This is a genomic window from Streptomyces sp. ID05-26A (genome assembly GCF_033794685.1).
Classification (GTDB): domain Bacteria; phylum Actinomycetota; class Actinomycetes; order Mycobacteriales; family Pseudonocardiaceae; genus Lentzea.
Genome location: NZ_JARAYZ010000002.1, coordinates 1,467,710 through 1,487,143 on the forward strand (window position 1 = coordinate 1,467,710; position 19,434 = coordinate 1,487,143).

The window sequence follows — 19,434 nt, forward strand, 5'->3', positions numbered from 1 at the left end:
GCTCGGTCGAGTACGGCGTTGCTCACTGTAGCCCCTGGGTGGGAGAGCTGCCCGTGCCGGGGCTCGTCGTGGCGGCGTTCGACCGCGACTGCCGCCATCACCACACGGCCGGCCATCGGCACCAGAGGCTGCCACGTGACGAGCACGAGCCAGAGCGACCCGCGGCCTCCGATGTCCATAATGGACTCCAGTGGATTGCCTGTGGATGAATCAGGTTGACGACTCTGGCGTCGTCGACCTCAACGACGGGTCCACTTCTGGTTGGGCTGGCCGTTGCAGGGCCAGAGCTGGGTCCTCGTGCCGTTCGCGGTGCCCTGCCCGACGGCGTCGAGACACAGGCCGGACTGCACGCCCGTGATGGATCCGTCGGAGTTCAGCGTCCACTGCTGGTTGTTCTGCCCGTTGCAGTCCCAGATCTGCACGACGGTGCCGGCGGCCGTACCTCGTCCCTCGGCGTCGAGGCACTTCGCTCCGAGCACGCGCAGTTCGCGGGCGTTCGTGGTGGTCCAGCGCTGGTGTGTGCCGCCGCCGCAGTCCCACAGCTGGGCCCTGGTGCCGTTGGCGGTGCTCGCCCCTGCCGGTTCGAGACAACGCCCCGACTGCGTGCCGACCAGCGTCGGCGTCGTGTCGGGCGGACCATCCAGCGCCGCGGTCAGCGCGGGGAACCAGCGGCTCTCGATCTTGCGGATTCCGGTGGTGTTGTTCGGGTGCACGCCGTCCGTGGTGTCCGCCGAGGTGCTGAACCCGGTCCACTGGTCCACCACCGTGATCGGCGACCGCCCCGTGGAGTTGGCCCTCGCCCAGCCCGGGATGGCGTTGTTGAGTTCGGCTACCCGCTGTCCGCACGCGGCACAGTTGCTCGGGTTCATCGGGAGGATCTGCGCGACCAGCACCCTCATGCCGGGGTTGCTCGCCCGCATCTGGTTCAGCAACGTGCTGTAGGCGCCCAGAATCGTGCCGGCCGGGATGTTGCTCCACACGTCGTTGGTGCCGAGGTGCATCAGCACCACGTCGGGCCGGGTTGCCGACAACCAGCCCGGCAGCTGGTTCTGCTGGGCGATCCGCGTGGCGAGGAACCCGCCGTGCCCCTCGTTCTCACCGTCGTAGGCGAACCCGCAGCCCGGCGCGGGCAGCGTTCCCACGAAGTCGACGGTGCGACCGGTGTCCCGCAGGTGTTGCCACAGCAACGCCCGCCAGCAGCCGGGCGACCCGGTGATCGAGTCACCCAACGCCATGATCCGCACCGGTTCCGCCGCCGAGACCGGGATCGGGACGAGACACGCCAGCAACGCGGCGAGCGCGCAGGCCAACCACTGAGTGATCCTGTTCCGGGACATGGCACCTTCCATTCGCGAGCGACGCTCTGTCGGTTTTGTCTTCAGATCTTCTGATCCGGCACGGCGGAGGAACTTTCCCGGACGACGAGCGTGGCAGCGGGCGACCACCGCTCGGCGACCAGGTGTCCCCCGATGAGTTCGAGCACCGACTGCGCGACCACGATGCCGAACTGGTGGACGTCCACGCTCATCGTCGTCAGCGCGGGTGATGCCAGCCGGCACAGCGTCGAGTCGTCCCAGGCGATCAGGCTGAGCCTGCCTGGCACCGAGACGCCCAGCTCCTTCGCCACGCCCAGTCCGGCGACCGCCATCACGTCGTTGTCGTAGAGGATCGCGGTCGGCGGCTCGGGCCGGTCGAGCAGCGCGGCGGTCAGCTTCGCGCCGGACTCCTCGGAGTAGTCGCCTTCCAGGATCATCGGGACAGCACCGGCGGCGCGGCAGCCGTCGAGCATCACCGCCGTCCTTGCGGCGGTGTGCAGCAACCCTGCCGGACCGGTGATCCTGGCGATGCGGGAGTGGCCGAGTTCGAACAGGTGCCGCAACGCTTCCATGACCGGACCGGCGTCATCGGTACGCACCGCGGGCCCGCAGAGCGCGGCGGCGGGTTCGCCGACGACGACAACGGGCATGTCGAGCTCGCGCAGCAGCGCCGGCCGCGGGTCGTCGACCGCCCGGTTGACCAGAACCACCGCGTCGACCAGCCGGCCGGCCGCCCAGCGCCGATAGGCGGCGAGTTCCGCGTCGTGCGTCGGGACCATGTGCAGCAGGACGGACATGTCCTGTTCGGTGAGACGTTCCTCGATACCGGCGATGAACTCCATGAAGAACGGCTCGGCGCCGAGCAGCCGGGCAGGGCGGGCCAGTACCAGCCCTACCGCACCGGAGGATTCCGCGGTGGCCACTCAGGACCTCACCATCGGCGCGCAGAGCCCGTTGGCGCTGCGCAGGACCAGCGGTCCGGCGAGCACGGCGGGGTCGGGGAGCCGTGTTCCGGTTCGCACGAAGAACGAGCGGGACTCGCCGGCGAGCATCGGTACCAGCATCTCCTCGACGACAGCGTCCGGAGCGACCCGGTCGGCCAGTACCGCGACATCTCGTGCGAACGAGGTGGCGCGCACGTCGACGCGGTATCCGCCGTCGACGGTCTCCACGTGCGCGGTGAGCGGTGCCGGGTCGTACGCCAGGTCGAGGTCCTCGCGGAACAGATGCACGAGGCGGGCTTCGTCCGTGGTCGCGACGAGCACCTCCCCGACCGGGCCGGACGGAATGAGCACGGCATCCGGCAGCTCTACGCCGGCGACGGACCGGGCGGTCACCGAGAACGGAAGCACGATCTCCACCTTGACCGCTCCCGCGAACGACTGCCGCTGGACCCGCACGTCGCCGCTCCACTGCTCATCGTGGTCGTTCACGAGGAACAGGACGGAGCGACCCTCTCTCGGTTGCACGGTCAGCAGGCGCGGCGCGAAGGCGTGCCGTAGCGCGTACCAGAGCGGTTTGCGCCGCCCGTCGCTGTCGACTGCCGCCCACGACGTCACGGGCCAGCAGTCGTTGAGCTGCCAGACCAGCGCGCCCGCCGTGCGCGGCCACCACGACCGGAAGTGCTCGATGCCGAACGCCACGGCACGTGACTGGTTGAGCTGGGTCGCCCAGTGCCAGTCGGCGAAGTCCGCCGGCACCGGCAGGTGGGCGGCCAGCCCGCGTTCGAGCTTTCCATTGCCGTCCTCAGCCTTCTGGTGCGTGAGGAATCCCGCGGAGTTCGGGGTCAACGGCTCGTCGTGCACCCAGCTCGACAGCGTCGCCCATGTGGGTGGCCCCTGAAAGCCGAACTCCGAGCAGAACCGCGGCACGTGGTCGCGGTAGCGCTGATAGTCGACGCGGTTCCACACCTCCCATTCGTGGCGGGTGCCGTGATCGGCGTCGTTCGGATGCCGATCGCCGGTGCTGGACGGGCTTCCTGGCGAGTAGTGCCTGGTCGGGTCCAGCTCGGCGACGATCGAGGGCAGCAGTTCCGCGTAATACCTCAGGCCCCAGGTCTTTCCGCCGAGTTGCTCCTGCCATCCCCAGTCGGCGAAGCCCCAAAGGTTCTCGTTGTTGCCGTTCCACAGCGCGAGCGACGGGTGGCCGGTGAGCCGGGCGACGTGCTCCCGTGCCTCGGCCTCCACCTCGCTCCACAACGGTTCCTCCTCGGGGTAGGCGGCGCACGCGAATGGGAAGTCCTGCCACACCAGGATTCCGCGTTCGTCGCAAACGTCGTAGAAGTCCTCGGTCTCGTAGATGCCGCCGCCCCACACCCGCAGCATGCTGAAGTTCGCCTCGACGGCCTGGTCGACTCTGTGCACCAGGCGGTCACGGGTGACGCGGGTGAGGAAGTGGTCGTCCGGGATCCAGTTCGCGCCCTTGGCGAAGATCCGCCTGCCGTTGACCACGAAGGTGAAAGGAGTGCCGATCTCGTCCGGTTCGGTGTCCACCGTGATCGTGCGGAATCCGATGCGGTGCTCGGTCGCGTCGATCGTCCTGCCGTCCGCCTCCAGCGACACGCGGAGGTCGTACCGGGGCTGTTCTCCGTAGCCGGCCGGCCACCACAGCCTCGCATCGGGGACGAACGCGGTCACCACGGCCTGGTCACCGTTGAACGGAACCCGCGCCTCGCGTCCGTTCACTTCGGCGACCAACCACAGCCGTCGCGGCCCCGACTCACCGCGCTCGACATCGGCATGCACCTCGACCCTGCCGGTGCCGTCGGGGTCGATGGTGACCAGCGGGCGAACCGAGGCGAAGTGCGCGGTGCGCCAGTACTCCAGGCGCACCGGCCGCCAGATACCCGCGGTCTGCAGGTCGGGTCCCCAGTCCCAGCCGAACGAACAGGCCATCTTGCGGATCATGTTGAACGGATGCCGATTGACGTGCTCCCGGCGGCCCAGTTCCCGCTCGACCTGCTCGGCGTGGGTCAACGCGGAGGAGAAGATGACGGTCAGCTCGTTGGCACCGTCGTGGAGCAGGTCACGCACGTCGAACCGGTGCGTGCGGTGCATGTTCGCCGCGGTGCCGACCGGCACTCCGTTCAGCTCGACGGCGGCCACCGTGTCGAGACCCTCGAACACGAGATCGGCCCGCTCGTCGCCGGTAGGTGCCCTGGCCACGAAGGCCAGCTCGTAGCGCCAGTCCGCGCGGTGCATCCAGGTGAGCGACTCCTCCTCGCGGTCGAGGAAGGGATCCCGGATGAGTCCCGCGGCCAGCAGGTCGAGGTGCGTGCTGCCGGGCACGGTGGCCGGCACGCGGACGTCCCTCACACCGTCGGGCACGGAGCCCGCCTCCACGCTCAGCTGCCATCCGTCGTGCAACGCCTGGTGATCCAACGTTTCCTCGCTCCCCGATGCCGCGTGCGTAGACCTTCCTGAGTCCGGCTGTCGCGGGCCCCGCGCCGTGTGGCCCGCGACAGCCGGATGCGGGCTACCTCAAATTGGGCAGCTCATCGCGGGTGATCACATAGCTGTGGCCGTACACCTTCTGCAGGTGGCTCACCGAGTTGCTCTGTGTCAGGTGGTTGCCGTGCCAGGTGCCGAACAGCACCCAGCGCGCACCGGTGGACTGCATGCGGTCCGGGTCCGGGATCGGGCCGTTCTCGTGCAGCGCGATCGGGACCGTGCCGCCGACGATGTTGCGCACGGAGTCGTACATCGGCTTGAGCGGGTCGTAGTTGCCGTCACCGGCATAGGTGTCCGCACCGCCGACATCCACATAGGACTTTCCTGGATAGAACGACGACTGCGGAGAACCGTTGTACCCGTGCAACCACACCAGGTTGTTGAGACCCTTGACCCTGGTGAAGTAGTCGAACATGAAGCGCCACAACCGGTTGTACTGGCCGCCGCCCTCCTTGCTCCACCAGAACCAGGTGCCGCCCGCCTCGTGGAACGGGCGCCAGATCACCGCGGCGCCCGAGTTCTTCAGCTGCTGCAGCATGCCCGCCGCGCCGTCCAGGCGTTGGATGAACGAGGTGTACTCGGCGGTGCCGGGCGTGAGGACGGCGTTGATCGACACCGTCATCTGGGTGCCCTCGTAGGTGTCCGGCTTGGTCGGCGCGCCCATGTGGTAGCCGATCATCGGGATGCCGCCCGCCTGCCACCACGCGATCGCTCTGGGTGCGAGGTCCTTGGAGTCGCCGTAGTCGAGCCCGCGGATGGCGGGAAGCTTGCCCGTGTTGTTGCGGATGTAGTTCATCTCGTACTCCGGGCCGCCGATCCAGGTCGACTCCTGCTGCCCGGACAGGATGTGGTTGCCGTACTGGCCGTACAGGTAGCACAGCAACTTGCGCGCCTGGACAGTCGAGTTCGGCCCGACCGGGGTGGCCGTGCACTCGGGCTGCGGTGAGCCGCCTCCCGCCGACCAGCGCTGGTTCGTCTGACCGTTGCAGTTCCACAGTTGCACCGCTGACCCGTTCGCCGTGGCGGCACCGTTGACGTCCAGGCAGAGACCGGTCTGGGTGGCCGTGACGCTGCCGTCTGAGTTGAGCCGGAACTTCTGGTTGGCGCCACCGGTGCAGTCTCCGATGCGGGGGCGCGTGCCGGGTGCGGTCTGGCCGCTCGGCACGTCCAGGCATCGGGTGCCGCCGTACACGCGCAGTTCCGCTGCGGCGGTCAGGTCCCAGGCCTGGTTCGTCTGGCCGTTGCAGTCGTAGATCTGCACCAGTGCGCCGGGAGTGGTGGAGGCGCCCGTGACGTCCAGGCATCGGCCGGACGCCGCGCTGACGTAGGGCGCGGGCGCCGCGAGCGCGACTGCGGGGTTCACCAACGCCAGCAGAGGTGGTGTCAGGACGAGCGCGGACAAGACCGCGCCCATCCTGTGGAGGTGCCGCATGAGATCTCCTTCGATCACTTGCGAGTGAGCTGGATGACGGCGGAAGTCGGGGGGTCGGCGGAACACGCGATGTGGAGCACACCCGTGTCTCGGTGCCAGTGCGGCGACCATTCGGCCGCTGCGGCGGCAGGGAAGAGCAGTTCCGCGGAGACGTCCGAGCCCCGCAGGTGGGTCATCGGTGCCCTGAAGGTCGATGACGCACCTGGCATGCGCCACAGCGTCAGATAGGTCGTGCCGGGACAGCGCAGGCCCATCGTCACCCATGGTCCGGCGTTCGCGGTCAGGCCGAGAGGCCAGAACGGGACGGAGTCACCGATCTCCCCGCTGAGTCTTTTGTGGACGGTCACGGCGTCGCGCACCACCGCGCGTTGCTCACGATCCATCAGATCGAGCCTGCCGGAGAGGTAGAGCCGGCCGAGCAGGCCGGTGGCGAGCGTGAACGCCGCTTCGCCTGGAGCCATGTCCGGTTGCGCGTACGCCCAGACCCCCATCTGCTCCGGCAGCACGGAGGCGGGCGCAGCGGCGGCGATCGGCGGGTAGAGCAACGGGTTCTGCTGGTCAGAGGTGGACTGCAGGTGCAGGCGGGAGAGCAACGCGTAGTCCATGCGCATCGCACCGGAGGCGCAGTTCTCCACCAGCAGCCGCGGATGGCGTTCCAGCAGCGCGTCGAGCCAGCGCAGGTGTGCGCGGTTGTGGCCGAGCAGCCCTTCGCCCGGCGAGCATCCGCCGACGTCCGTGCCCGCTCCCGGCATGATGTTGTAGTCCAGCTTGAAGTAGCCGATGCCGAAGTCTCCGACCAACCGGTCGACCACCTCGTCGAGGTGAGCCACGGCGGCGGGGTGGCGCAGGTCGAGGTGGAACCGGCCGTGCTCGATGACACGGGCACCGCGGCGTTGGAAGAACGCCTCCGCCGGCAGCCGTTCCGCCAGCGCCGACCGGACACCGACGACCTCCGGTTCGAGCCAGATGCCCGGCACCATCCCCCGGGCCCGGATGTGGTCGGTGACCTCGCTGAAGCCCTCTGGGAACCGGGTCGTGGACGGTTGCCACTCCCCCACGCTGTCCCACCAGCCGCCGTCGGAGTCGTACCAGCCCGCGTCGACGCAGAAGTAGTCCGCTCCCACGTCCGCCGCCGCGTCGATCAACGGCAGAAGTTTGTCGGTCGTGGGATCGCCCATGAGCGTGTTCATGTAGTCGTTGAACACCACTGGCAGATGCGTGGCGCGCCGGTGCAGCAACGTCGCCCGGCGTTGCCGGGTCAGAGCGGCCAGAGCGTCGTCGGTTCCGCCTTCGGCTACGGCGAGCGAGACCGGAACGGTGGTGAAGCCCTGTCCGGCGGACACCTCTGTGTGCCATTGATGCTCGGCGTCGGTCGGTCCGAGCAACGCGAGGTAGGCACCAGTCAGGGTTTCCCCCACTTCCCAGTGCCACGCGCCGTTGTGCTCGATCTGCCAGGACAACGCCCACGTGTCGTCACGGGCGACAAGCACGCCGGTCGGCAGGTGCTCTCCGGTGGACCACGAACTGCGCGAGGTCAGCGCGAAACGGCTGCGAGAGGCGTGATGGTGTGCGGCCGGATCCATCGCGACGAGGCCGGCGGCGCGCAGCGGTGTGCGCCACCACCGCGACTCGGCCACCCAGTCGGAGTCGCCGTGCACCAGGTCCACCTGGTCCACCGAACGGTTCGCGTCCGCGTGGAACGCCGAGATGACAACCGAGGTGACAGCGTGCAGGCAGACCGGTTCGTCCCCCTCGACCTCGACAGTGGTCCACGTGCGGACAGCCGGCACGTCCGGCGTCGCCTCGAACACGCTGGTGACCACGAGGCCGCTCACGGGATCCGCCTGCACGATCCTCAGCTCGTGCGCCGTGGAGGTGTGGTCGCGATGGCGCAGCCTGGCGCCGATCGTGGTGTCGGCGTAGCGGTGACTACCGGGAAACCGGCCGTGCCCGATCGCGAGGATCTCGACCAGTGGCGAACCCGGCACCAGCGCACCGCCATCGTTTCCCACGGGGCGCAGAGACAGCAACCCGACGGGTGCGTCCGGGCCGATCGCGAACGCCAGTCGCACACCACCTGCGGACCAGATCACGCGGCGCCCTCCCACTCTCCGGTGTGGTGGTCGTACGCCGCACCGGCACCCGCTGCCACGACGACGTCGCGCTCGATGTCGACCGTGCGCCCGCGGGCGTCGGGATTCGGCGAGGCTGCGGCGAGCAGCTTGGTGTAGGGGTGGCGGGGATCGAGGATCACCGCGTCGGCGGGCCCGCGTTCGACCACCCGGCCGCGGTACAGCACCAGGATCTCGTCGGAGAAGTGCCGGGCCGTCGCGAGGTCGTGGGTGATGTAGAGGACGGCGAGGTTCTCCTCGCGCTGCAACCGCGCGAGCAGCTTGAGCACACCGAGCCGGATCGAGACGTCCAGCATGGACACCGGCTCGTCGGCGACGAGGATCTCCGCCCCCGGAGCGAGCGCACGGGCGATGGCGACCCGCTGGCGCTGGCCACCGGACAGCTCGTGGGGCCGCCGCTGAACGTAGTCGCGGGCCGGCAGCAGGGTCACCCGTTCCAGCAGTTCCTCGACCAGCCGGGTCGTCTCCACACGTCCGCTCGCCTTGCCGTGCAGGTGCAACGGGCGGGCCAGGTGGTGCTCGACCGTGTGGAACGGGTTGAGCGAGGCGAACGGGTCCTGGAACACCATCTGCACCCGGTGGCGGTAGTCGCGGTCCGGCACCGGCTCACCCGTGGGACCGGTGACGGTGATGCCGCCGGACGTGGGCTTCTCCAGCCGGGCGATCATCCGTGCGATCGTCGACTTGCCCGAGCCGGACTCGCCGACGAGCGCCACGGTCCGGCCTGGTTCCAGGGTGAAGGAGACGCCGTCGACCGCGCGCAGTGCCGTGCGGCGCAGTCCATTGCGGACGGTGAAGTCCTTGACCAGATCGCGTGCCTGCAGCGTGGTCATCGCACTCCTCCTTCGTGCGGCACGGGTTCAGCGTCGCGGATGAACCCGCCGCGTTCCCCGGTGAGGCTGGGGAAGGCGGCGAGCAACTCGCGGGTGTACGGGTGCTCCGCGGCGCGGTGGATCTCGTCCGCTGTGCCGAGCTCGACGATCCGTCCGTCGCGCATGACCGCGATGCGGTCGCTGATCTCCAGCAGCAACGGCAGGTCGTGGGTGATGAAGACGACCGCGAAGCCCAGCTCGTCACGGAACCGCAGGATCTCCTGCAGGATGCCGCGCTGCACCACGACGTCCAGCGCCGTCGTCGGCTCGTCCATGATCATGACCTGCGGGTCGAGCAGCAGGGCCATCGCGATCATGACCCGTTGCCGCATGCCGCCGGACAACTCGTGCGCGAACGAACTGAGCCGCCGCGGGTCGACACCGACCAGTTCCAGCACCTCGGCGCATCGCTGCCGCCGGTCGCCGCGGGACATGCCGGGCCGATGTGTGAGGAGCACGTCGTCCAGCTGGGCGCCGATCGTGATCACGGGGTTGAGCGCGTTCATCGCGCCCTGGAAGACCATGGAGAGCTTCGACCAGCGGAACGCGCGCAGCTCTTCGGGTTCCAGTGCCAGCACGTCGACGTCCGTGCCGTCGCGGTCGTGGAAGGTCACGGTCCCGGACGTCACCTCGGCGGGGGGCCGGTGCAGCCGGTTCACGGCGTAGGCCAGCGTGGTCTTGCCACACCCCGACTCACCCGCCAGGCCCAGGATCTCGCCGCGGCGCAGGGTGAAGGACACGTCGGTGACCGCACGTACCGGAGAAGGTCCCTGATACACCACGGAAAGGTGTTCGACGGTGAGCACCACGTCCTCGTTCGCACGAGCCGCCGGTCGCGCCTTCGACGACACCGGAGCCTCGTTCGCCCGCAACGGCACGTCCCGCAGCCTGGGGTTGATGATCTCGTCGATGCTGAAGTTCACCAGCGACAGGCCGCACCCGAACAACGCGATGATCAGGCCTGGCGGGACGAACCACCACCACGCGTCGAGCTGCAGCGCGAATCCGTTCTGCGCGAAGAAGAGCATCGTGCCGAGCGTCGAGGAGTTCGAGGCACCGAGCCCGAGGAACGACAGCCCGGCTTCGCCGAGGATCGCCGCGATGACCGCGAACACGAACTGGGAGGCGAGCACCGGCAGCAGGTTGGGCAGGATCTCGACGGCGATCACCCGCCAGGCCCTCTCCCCCGCGACCCGCGTCGCGGCGACGTAGTCCCGGTTGCGCAGCGACAACGTCTGCGCCCGCAGCACACGGGCGGACGCGGCCCAGCTCGTGATCGCCAGGACGATCGCGATCGTCCACGCCCCGCGCTGGTCGGCGGGCACGAATCCGGCGATGACGATCACCAGCGGCAGGCCCGGGATCACCAGCATCACGTTGGAGAACAACGAGAAGACCTCGTCGGTGAAGCCGCCCGCGTAGGCGCCGATGATGCCGAAGAAGGCGGACAGGATCGTGGCCATCACGCCGACGAGCAGGCCGATCTGCAACGAGCCCCTGGTGGCGTGGGTGAGTTGGGCGAGCACGTCCTGACCGGTCTGGGTGGTGCCCATCAGGTGCTCGCCGCCCGGCGGGGTCAGGCCGATGTCGCGCACCGCGTCCGGGTCGCCCGCGAGCAACGGCCCGAGCACTCCGAACAGAGTGATCGCGACGACCAGGCCGAGCCCGACACCGAGCTTCGGCATCCAGCGCGGCAGCATCGAACGCCAGCCCGCCCTCGACGCCGCGGCGGTGGGTGGGGTGGTGGCTGTGCTGATGTTGGTCACGGCCCGGCTCCTCTCAGGCGCTCACGCGGGTTCGGGGGTCGATCAGGGCGTACATCAGGTCGACCACGAGATTGGCGCCCAGCACGGCGATGGTGATCACCAGGAAGATGCCCTGCATCAACGCGTAGTCGTTGTTCTGCACCGCCTGCAGCAACCGTCCGCCGATGCCCGGATAGGAGAAGACCTGCTCGGTGACGATCGAGCCGGCCACCACGAAACCCAGTGAGATCGCGAACCCGGCCACCGAGGGCAGAACGGCGTTGCGCGCCGCGTAGCGGACCATCACCCGGCTGCCCCGCAGCCCCTTCGCCCGCGCCGTCAGCACGTAGTCCTCGGACATGGACGACACCATCATGTTGCGCATGCCCAGCAGCCATCCGCCGACCGACGAGATGACGATGGTCAGCGCGGGCAGGGTCCCGTGGTAAAGCGCCGAGGAGAGGAACTCGGCGTTCCAGCCGGGCGACAGCACCACGTCGTACCCGCCGAGCAACGGGAACCAGCCCAGCGCCGACGACAGCAGCGCCACCAGGAGCAGGGCGAGCCAGAAGTACGGCACCGCCGCGAGCACGGTGGTCGACGGCACCAGGTTGTCGAGCCAGGTGCCGCGCCGCCAGCCGACCAGGGCGCCGAGTGCGACACCGAGCAGGAACGACAGCAGGGTCGCGATGCCGACCAGCACGACCGTCCACACCAGCGACGCCGCGATGACCTCCGACACCGGCGACGGGAAGACGCTCACCGAGATGCCGAGGTCACCACGGACGAGGCTGCCCAGATAGGAGAAGTACTCGCTCACCACCGACCCGCTCCGGCCCGTGCCGAGCAGCAACTCGTACGAGCGCCGCACGGCCGGGTCGACCGAGCCGCCACGCTGCTGCAGCCTCGCCATCAGGATGTCCACCGGGTTGCCCGGCATGAGCCTCGGGATGACGAAGTTCAGCGTCACCGCCGCCCAGAGGGCGACCACGTAGAACAGCAGCTTCCGGGCGTAGTACGCCATCGGTTCGTCACTTGCCCGCTGGCTTGAGCTTCATGTAGATCTCCGAGTTGTCCGGCTTCGACCAGACCGCCGGGAACGCGTAGAGGTCGTCCTTGGTCGGCCAGCCGGTGAACTTCTTCGCGTTGTACTCGCTGGTCGTGCCACCGGTGAGCACCGGGATGTACGGCATGACCTCCTCGACCCGCGTCTGGATCACGTCGAAGTACGGCTGCCGGGCAGCGGCGTCCTCGGGGTTGATGCGCTTGAGCGCGGCCAGCGCGGCGTCGACCTGGGCGTCCTTCATCCGCCCGTAGTTCGGGGTGGCGGTCTCACCGACCCGCGCGGTGGTGGCGCCGCTGAAGAAGTAGCTGAAGGTGTAGTACGGGTCCGCCGAAGGCCCCTGACTGACCGAGTCGATCAGCAGCTCGAAGTTGCCCTGGTTGCGCTGGTCGGACCACTCGTTCCAGGAGAGCTGCTGCGGTGTCACCTTGATGCCGATCTGCTGCAGTTGCTGCCCGACGGTGTTGACGGCGGTGATGTAGTCGGTCCAGCCGGTCACGACCTTCACGGTCAGCGCCAGCGGCTTGCCGTCCTTGGCGTAGATCCCGTCGGCGCCCTTCGCGTAGCCCGCGCCCTCGAGCAACTGGGTCGCCTTCGCCACGTCAGGACTCATCGGCGCCGACTTCTCCCGCAGCTTCCCGGAGATGTAGGACTTGTCCCGCTCCAGCAACGCGAATCCCGGCGAGATCTCGCTCGAGGTGTCCTGGAACGCCAGCGCGTTGAGCTGTCCGCGGTTGATCCCGTAGTAGATCGCCCTGCGGACGGCGGGGTCGGTCTGCGGACCGGTGCAGCCGAGCTCGGCGTTGGAGCAGGTGAACAGCGCGGTCTGGTTCTGCGGAATGGTGATGGCCTGGTAGCCGGGGTAGGTCTTCTCGACGTTCTTGATGTCCGGGACCGGGCCGGTCTGCCAGTCGATCTTGCCGGCCTTGAGCGCGTCGGCGCCGGCCTGGTTGCCGGACAGCGCCAGGTAGCGGATCTTCTTCACGGCGGGCTCGCCGCCGTAGTAGCCGGGGTTCGACTTCAGCGTGATCGCCTGCGCCTTGAACTCGTCGAGCTGGAACGGACCCGTGCCGACCGGGTTCTTCATCAGGTCCGTCGCCGGTGTGGCGATGTCCTTCCACAAATGCTCAGGGACCATCCAGAGCCTGCCCAGGATCTGCGGGCCCTCCATGAACGCAGCCTCGTCGAACTTGATGACGACGTGCGTGTCGTCGGTGGCCGTCGCCGTGCCCTTGTAGCCGGTCGAGTTCATGGTGGCGTTCTTGCGAACCATGTCGAGCGTGAACACGACGTCCTTCGCGGTGAACTTCTGCCCGTCGGACCACTTGACGTCGTCGCGCAACGTGACCGACAGCTCGGTGCCGTCGGCGTTCCAGGAGAACTCCTTGGCCAGCCGAGGCTTCGGCTCGGCGCCACGTTTGATGGCGTTGAAGTAGAACAGCGGTTCGAAGATCGTGCCGGCGCCCTCGCTGGAGGTCGGCGAGTACGGGTTGAAGTTGGCCTGGTAGTCCCCGGCCTGGCCGGTGAAGGCGATCAACGTCCCGGCGTCCACCGAGCCGGCGCCGGGAGACGAACCGCATCCGGTCGCCACCAGGCCGAGCACCGCCAAGCCGGCTACGGCGACGCGTACCCGCTCTGACTTCAGGGACATCGTTGTTCCTCTCACTACCTGCGGGGCCTCGGAGGTGGCCTGGGTCACACCAACGAGTGGATTCTTAAGTAAGTGAAGAAACAAAGTCAATACTTGCTGGATCACCTGTGTTAACACGGGTGACCAACCAGAAACTGGCTTGCTAGCCTTTGATCGACAGTCGAAGTAAGCACGTGGAGGTGCCTGTGAACAGCCCGGCCCGCAGCACCCCACATGCGAGCAGCAAGTCCGCGGTGCTCGACGTCATCCGGGCGGCGGGCACGATCAGCCGCGTCGGCTTGACCAAGACGACGGGACTGACCGGCGCGACGATCTCCGTCGCCGTCCGCAAGCTCCTCGACGAGGATCTCGTACTGGAGACCGGGCACGCCGAGTCCACCGGCGGCAAACGCAGAGTGCTGCTCCAGCTGAACCACAACTCGCGCTACGCGGTCGGGGTGCACCTCGACCACGAACGCATCACCTACGTGCTGACGAATCTCAGTGGCGCCGTGGTCGCCCGCATCACCAGGCCCGGCGCCGGTGTCCAGGAACCCTCCGTGATCGTCAAGCGCATGGCCGGCGAGGTCGCGGCGCTCGTCACCAGGGTCGGCGTCGAACCGGGCCGCGTACTGGGCATCGGACTGGTGTCCCCCGGCCCGCTCCGCGCGAACACCGGCATGACCCTCACCCCGCCACCGATGCGCAAGTGGGAGGACTACCCCGTCGACCGGGAGCTCGCGGCCGCGACCGGCCTGCCGGTGGTGCTGGACAACGACGCCACCGCCGCGGCGCTCGGCGAGCACTGGTCAGGAGGCATGGGAGGTGCCTCGACCTCCGCCGCGCTCTACATGGGAAGTGGCATCGGCGCGGGCATCGTGATCGGCGGCATCACCTACCGCGGCAGCAGTGGCAACGCCGGCGAGATCGGGCACGTGTGCGTCGACATCGCGGGTCCCGAGTGCTGGTGCGGAGCTCGCGGGTGCGTCGAGGCACTCGCAGGGCCCGCCGCCGTCGTCGCGGCCGCGCGTGCGAACCAGGCACTGGCGCATCTGGTCGGCGCCGGCCGGTCCCGCAACTCCCTGACAGCGGACTTCGCCGCGGTGAGCCGCGCGGCCCGCCGGGGCGAACCACACGCGACCGCGATCCTCGAGCGCTCCGCGCAGTACGTCGCGGTGGCCACCCGCACCCTGGCGAACGTCATGGACGTGGAGTTCCTCGTGCTCACCGGACCGGGCTTCGCGATCGCGGGATCGGTGTACCTGCCGATCGTGCGGCAAGAACTCGACCGAGGCTTCTTCGCACGTGGCGTGCACACGGTCGAGGTGCGACTTTCCCGCACAGCGGCCACAGCGCCCGCGATCGGTGCCGCCGCCATGGTGCTGCAGTCCGAGCTCGTGCCCCTGCACGCGGTGCAGCGGCTGCCGGAGAGCCTCATCGTGGACGAACTGGCGCTGGCCTCCCACCCCGTGCGCGAGCACGGATGAGCGGCCGGACGGAACCAGCCGAGCACAGCTCAGCGGCAAGCACAGAGTTCTCGTGCTCCCAACAGGTTCTGGCGGTGGCCCAGCCCCGCATGGAGCTGGGCCACGGTGTGTCGACCTTGGTGTGAGAAAGGGCGAGCAGCTTCCCTGGATCGTGCCCGGCAAGCTGTGAGCGCGGGATCGAGCCGCTGCTCCCGGTGGTCCTGTGTCGTGCCGACCATGCGGAACGTAGGTGGCTAGATGACCGCAAGGTGTTGTGCGGCATCCTGTTCGTGCCCTGCAACGGCATCCCGTGGAAGTTCCTGCCCCAGGAACTCGGCTTTGGCTCCGGCGTGACCGCCTGGCGGCGATTGCGGGGCTGACACCAGGCCGGTGTCTGGCGGCGGCTGGTGTGTTCGATGACCGTGAGTACTTACAGGCGGGTGCCGTTCAAGGTGCGGCTTTCGAAGAGGTCGCAGGAACCGCGCCGACGGCTTCGACGCCGCACGCGGTACTGGCGGCCAACGCCCTTCACTCACAGCGGCCCATACGGGCCGAAGCCGTCCCCACGCGCTACGCGACGCGACGTCTCCTCCGGATAACGACCGACGGGGTTACGGCCGCCCCAGATCTTCACCTGCCCACCGGGCCGGTACTCGGGCCACCCAGGATCGCCTGTGTGCGCGAAGCGAGCCCAAGCGGCACGGACCTCGTTACCGAGCGCCAAGTCCGATGCGGTGGGCGGGCCGGCGTAGACCAGGCTGTAGACACCTGGACGGAAGTTGCCGAACACCAGGGGAACGTCCATGCCGTGCAGGGCGCCGCGAACACCGTTCACGCCCACGACGTCGTGGGTGAACTCATAGAAGTACGTGGCCCCGCCCGCCGTCGCGTGCGCTTCGGCGAGCTTCGCGGCAGGCATGCGGAACAGCCAATCGGACTTGACCAGTTCGTACAACTGCGAGTCAGTGCTGCCGGGAAACGCCGCCGTGTAGGCGGCCGCGTCCCCCCGCGGCGCGAACATGGTCACGGCCGCCTCCCGCTGCGCGCGGGTCACGTTGCCGACGAGCCCTTGCAGAGCGCTGAACAGAAGGTTCTCGTCACGAGTGTGCCCGATGATCAGGTCAACGTGCCGCGAGACTCCGTTCTTCATTGCTGCGTAAGGGGTCTGCGGCAGGACGACTCCGTCGACGACAGGTCCGTACGTACCAGAAATCGCGGCGATCACACCCCACCTGTCCACGAACGACGTCATGCGTGCATTGACCTGGGCTCCGAACGCCGTGAGCTCGTCGGGTGCAACCTGAGACAGGTCCGCCACGGTGGCACCACGGCCCGCCGTTGCGGCGATCTCGGCCCCGACCTCCGCGGCCAACTCCGGGGTGACCTGGGGACGCGGCATGCTCTGCACGACGGCACGCTTGAACAAGCCGACTGCGGAGGGCATGGCCAGCAGAGCCGCCACGCATCCTGCTCCGGACGATTCACCGAACACCGTCACGCGGCCGGAGTCACCTCCGAACGCGTGGATGTTGTTGTTGACCCAGCGCAGCGCGGCAACCAGGTCGAGCAGTCCCCGATTGGGTGGGGCACCGTCAATCCAGGTGAACCCCTCTACTCCGGAGCGGTAGTTCACCGTCACCACGACGACCCGGCCTTCGCGGGCCAACAGCGTCCCCTCATAGGTCGGCTCGTCAGTGCCTCCCCTGGTGTAGCCGCCCCCGTAGATCCACACCATCACCGGCAGCGGCGTGCTCACGTTCTCGGGCGCCCAAACGTTCACGGTGAGCCAGTTGTCCCCCACCGTGGGCACACCCGGCTGCGGGGCCGACGGCCCGAACGCGGTAGCGTCCCGCACCCCTTTCCAGGGTGTGACCTTTCGGGGCGCGGCGAAGCGCAGTTCTCGCACGGGCGGCATGCCGTAGGGAATGCCGAGGAACGCCTTACCTCCGCCCTCGGTCGGCAGGCCGCGAACCCTTCCCGAAGCGAAGGTGACTTCGGGTGCACCGGAAACGGACGCTGCGGCACGGGCAACGCTCGTCGGCAACGCCGCAGCCGCCCCGAACAGGGCGGCCGCGGACAGCAGCGTTCGCCTGTCAAATGCTCGCGATTCCCGTTGATCGTCCATGTTCGCCTCGTTTCATCGGGTGTCCGAACAGGATCGACCGCAGGCGTCCTTCCCCTGTGGTGAAGGGAGTTCGACGCGACAACGGCGGATCCGGCTACCCTTTCCACTATGGTCTCGGTCAACGTCCGCCGGTCGTACGATGATCCGGAAAACTTGCCTGATCCTCCAGAGCGTGCCGTCCTGGAGGACGAAGCCGCTCTGCGTCGCCACCTCGTCGAACTGGTGAATCGGCACGTCCGCGACGACCGACCGTCCACGGCGGTGCCTGGTCTCCTTCTCTACCGGCGGACGGCGCCCACCGCGCTGACGGACACCGTGTACGAACCTTCGCTGTCCCTGGTCGTCCAAGGACGCAAGCAGACGGTGCTTGGCCCCAAGAACCTGCGCTACGGCGACGACCGGTACCTGCTCACCCCTGTGCGGGTCCCGGTGGTTTCGCGCGTGTTGGAAGCCACCCCCGAAGTGCCCTTCCTGGGTTTGATGCTGCGCCTCGACCCGATCACGGTCACCACCGTCCTCGCCGCGGGTGGACTCGGCCGACCGCCGCTCCCCGAGCCGGACGAGGATCCGACCGGCCACCTCGACGGCACGTTGCTCCACGCCGTCGTGCGCACCGTGCAACTTCTTGACACCCCTCAGGACGTACCGGTGCTGGCACCACTGGCGATCCACGAACTCATCTACCGGTTGACCACCTCGGACCGGGGCCACCGCCTGCGCTGGCCCGACACGCGCAACACCGGCACCGGCGCCCGCATCGCGCACGCGGTCTCCTGGCTCAAGGCCAACTACGCGCAGCCGCTGTACGTCCCGTCACTGGCCGCGAAATTGATGATGAGCACGTCCTCGCTGCACGAGCACTTCCGCGCCGCGACAGGCATGACCCCGGTGCAGTACCAGAAAGCCCTCCGGCTAGGCGAGGCACGACGTCTCATGGTCGTCGATCTCCTCGACGCGACCACTGCCGCCCACACGGTCGGGTACACCAGCCCCAGTCAGTTCTCCAGAGACTACCGACGCGTGTACGGAGATTCCCCGCTCCGCGATGCCCTCCGCCTGCGCACCCCGACGTCACTCGGAGCCACCTGACCCGCTAGGACAGCCTTGATACTCCAGCCAAACTTCGCAGTACTTGGCCTGTCTGCGCTGGTAGTGGCAGATTCTCGCGCGGTGCTGGAGCAGTTGCGGCACCGCTGGGAAGAGGACGGCGGATGGTCCTGGACCATCGAAGGTCAGGACGAAGCCCGGTGAACACCTTGGAAACCGCGAATGTGTTCATGACCCCTTGCTCCCAATTCGCCCCCAAGCAACGCAAGTACGCCCCTCGTCTAGCCAGCCGCCAGGCCATGTGAACAGGCAAAACACGGTATGAACGGCATCACGCTCACCCTGGCGAACACTTGGTTCAACAAGGTGATCACTGCGGTGATCCTGCTCAACGCCGTCACGCTGGGTGCCGAGACGTCGCCGGAGCTGATGGCGTCCTCCGGCGACGCCCTGCACCTGCTCGACCGGCTCGCGCTGGCGGTGTTCGTCGTCGAACTGCTGCTGCGCTTCGGCGCGTACGGCAAGGACTTCTTCCGCGATCCGTGGAACTGGTTCGACACGGTGGTCGTCGCGATCACGCTGCTGCCGGCCGCGTCGGGTTCGTTCTCCGTGCTGCGGGCGTTGCGGGTCCTGCGGGTGTTGCGGCTCGTGTCCGTGGTGCCGAGCATGCGGCGGGTCGTGTCGGCGTTGCTGACCGCGCTGCCCGGCATGGCCTCCATCACCGCCTTGCTCGCGTTGGTGCTGTACGTGTCGGCCGTCATCGCGACGAAGCTGTTCGGCATCGTCGCGCCGGAGTACTTCGGGGACCTCGGTGACTCGCTGTTCACCCTGTTCCAGGTGATGACCGGCGAGGCCTGGTCGGAGGTCGCGCGGCAGGTCATGGCGGAGAAGCCGTTCGCCTGGATCTTCTTCGTGGGGTATCTCGTCGTCACGTCGTTCACGGTGCTCAACCTGTTCATCGCGGTCGCGGTGACCGCGATGCAGAGCCAGATGACCGAGGAGCACGCCGAACACGACCGCGAGGAGATGGCGGCCACGATGGAGATCCTCGCCGAGGTGCGCAGGCTGCGCGCGGACGTCGAGGTGTTGCGCGGCAAAGCCTCGGTCTGAGCTCGGCGCGCTCACCCGGCCAGGGCGAGCGGTGGTACTCACCGTGT

At 68.3% G+C, this 19,434-nt stretch carries 13 protein-coding genes and 1 pseudogene; 4 read left to right on the forward strand and 10 right to left on the reverse strand.

What is annotated here, in order from left to right:
• Window positions 1–239 precede the first annotated feature (239 nt).
• The 9 genes from PV646_RS22380 to PV646_RS22420 all read right to left on the reverse strand — a co-directional run bounded on the left by PV646_RS22380 (window position 240) and on the right by PV646_RS22420 (window position 13,660).
• Window positions 240–1,337, reverse strand: a complete 1,098-nt coding sequence (locus tag PV646_RS22380) for a ricin-type beta-trefoil lectin domain protein (protein ID WP_500344117.1) — start codon at window positions 1,335–1,337, stop codon at window positions 240–242.
• Window positions 1,338–1,378: 41 nt separating this feature from the next.
• Window positions 1,379–2,239, reverse strand: a complete 861-nt coding sequence (locus PV646_RS22385; protein ID WP_500344118.1) for a LacI family DNA-binding transcriptional regulator — start codon at window positions 2,237–2,239, stop codon at window positions 1,379–1,381.
• Entirely contained in the window at window positions 2,240–4,696 is a 2,457-nt protein-coding gene (locus PV646_RS22390; RefSeq protein ID WP_500344119.1) for a glycoside hydrolase family 2 protein, read from the reverse strand.
• A 94-nt stretch (window positions 4,697–4,790) separates the two neighbouring features.
• A complete protein-coding gene (locus PV646_RS22395; RefSeq protein WP_500344120.1) occupies window positions 4,791–6,197 on the reverse strand; it encodes a glycosyl hydrolase in 1,407 nt (468 codons plus the stop codon).
• Window positions 6,198–6,211: 14 nt separating this feature from the next.
• A complete protein-coding gene (locus tag PV646_RS22400; RefSeq protein WP_500344121.1) occupies window positions 6,212–8,290 on the reverse strand; it encodes a glycoside hydrolase family 36 protein in 2,079 nt (692 codons plus the stop codon).
• Entirely contained in the window at window positions 8,287–9,162 is an 876-nt protein-coding gene (locus PV646_RS22405; protein ID WP_500344122.1) for an ABC transporter ATP-binding protein, read from the reverse strand. The genes PV646_RS22400 and PV646_RS22405 overlap by 4 nt, the downstream gene beginning before the upstream one ends.
• Window positions 9,159–10,967, reverse strand: coding sequence for a dipeptide/oligopeptide/nickel ABC transporter permease/ATP-binding protein (locus PV646_RS22410; RefSeq protein WP_500344123.1), 1,809 nt, complete (start codon window positions 10,965–10,967; stop codon window positions 9,159–9,161). Before PV646_RS22410 ends, PV646_RS22405 begins: the two co-directional genes overlap by 4 nt.
• Window positions 10,968–10,980: 13 nt before the next feature.
• Window positions 10,981–11,970, reverse strand: coding sequence for an ABC transporter permease (locus PV646_RS22415; protein ID WP_500344124.1), 990 nt, complete (start codon window positions 11,968–11,970; stop codon window positions 10,981–10,983).
• A 7-nt stretch (window positions 11,971–11,977) separates the two neighbouring features.
• Entirely contained in the window at window positions 11,978–13,660 is a 1,683-nt protein-coding gene (locus PV646_RS22420; protein ID WP_500344125.1) for an ABC transporter substrate-binding protein, read from the reverse strand.
• A 173-nt stretch (window positions 13,661–13,833) separates the two neighbouring features.
• Here PV646_RS22420 and PV646_RS22425 point away from each other — a divergent pair, with 173 nt between their 5' ends.
• Both PV646_RS22425 and PV646_RS22430 read left to right on the forward strand, forming a co-directional pair.
• The gene (locus tag PV646_RS22425) at window positions 13,834–15,126 is read left to right on the forward strand and encodes an ROK family protein (RefSeq protein WP_500344126.1); all 1,293 of its coding nucleotides are present in this window, start codon (window positions 13,834–13,836) and stop codon (window positions 15,124–15,126) included.
• Between the two features lie 185 nt (window positions 15,127–15,311).
• A pseudogene (locus tag PV646_RS22430) lies at window positions 15,312–15,482 on the forward strand (transposase); the annotation flags it as partial.
• A gap of 155 nt (window positions 15,483–15,637) precedes the next feature.
• On the opposite strand, the gene PV646_RS22435 reads toward PV646_RS22430, so the two are convergent.
• On the reverse strand, window positions 15,638–17,230 hold the full coding sequence (locus PV646_RS22435) for a carboxylesterase/lipase family protein (RefSeq protein ID WP_500344127.1): 1,593 nt from the start codon (window positions 17,228–17,230) through the stop codon (window positions 15,638–15,640).
• A 261-nt stretch (window positions 17,231–17,491) separates the two neighbouring features.
• On the opposite strand from PV646_RS22435, the gene PV646_RS22440 reads away from it, so the two are divergent.
• Both PV646_RS22440 and PV646_RS22445 read left to right on the forward strand, forming a co-directional pair.
• Window positions 17,492–18,319: an AraC family transcriptional regulator gene (locus PV646_RS22440; RefSeq protein ID WP_500344128.1), complete on the forward strand. Its 828-nt coding sequence runs from the start codon at window positions 17,492–17,494 to the stop codon at window positions 18,317–18,319.
• Between the two features lie 279 nt (window positions 18,320–18,598).
• Window positions 18,599–19,387 carry an ion transporter gene (locus PV646_RS22445; RefSeq protein ID WP_500344129.1) on the forward strand — a complete coding sequence of 263 codons (789 nt, stop codon included), beginning with the start codon at window positions 18,599–18,601 and terminating at the stop codon, window positions 19,385–19,387.
• The last annotated feature ends 47 nt before the right edge of the window (window positions 19,388–19,434 follow it).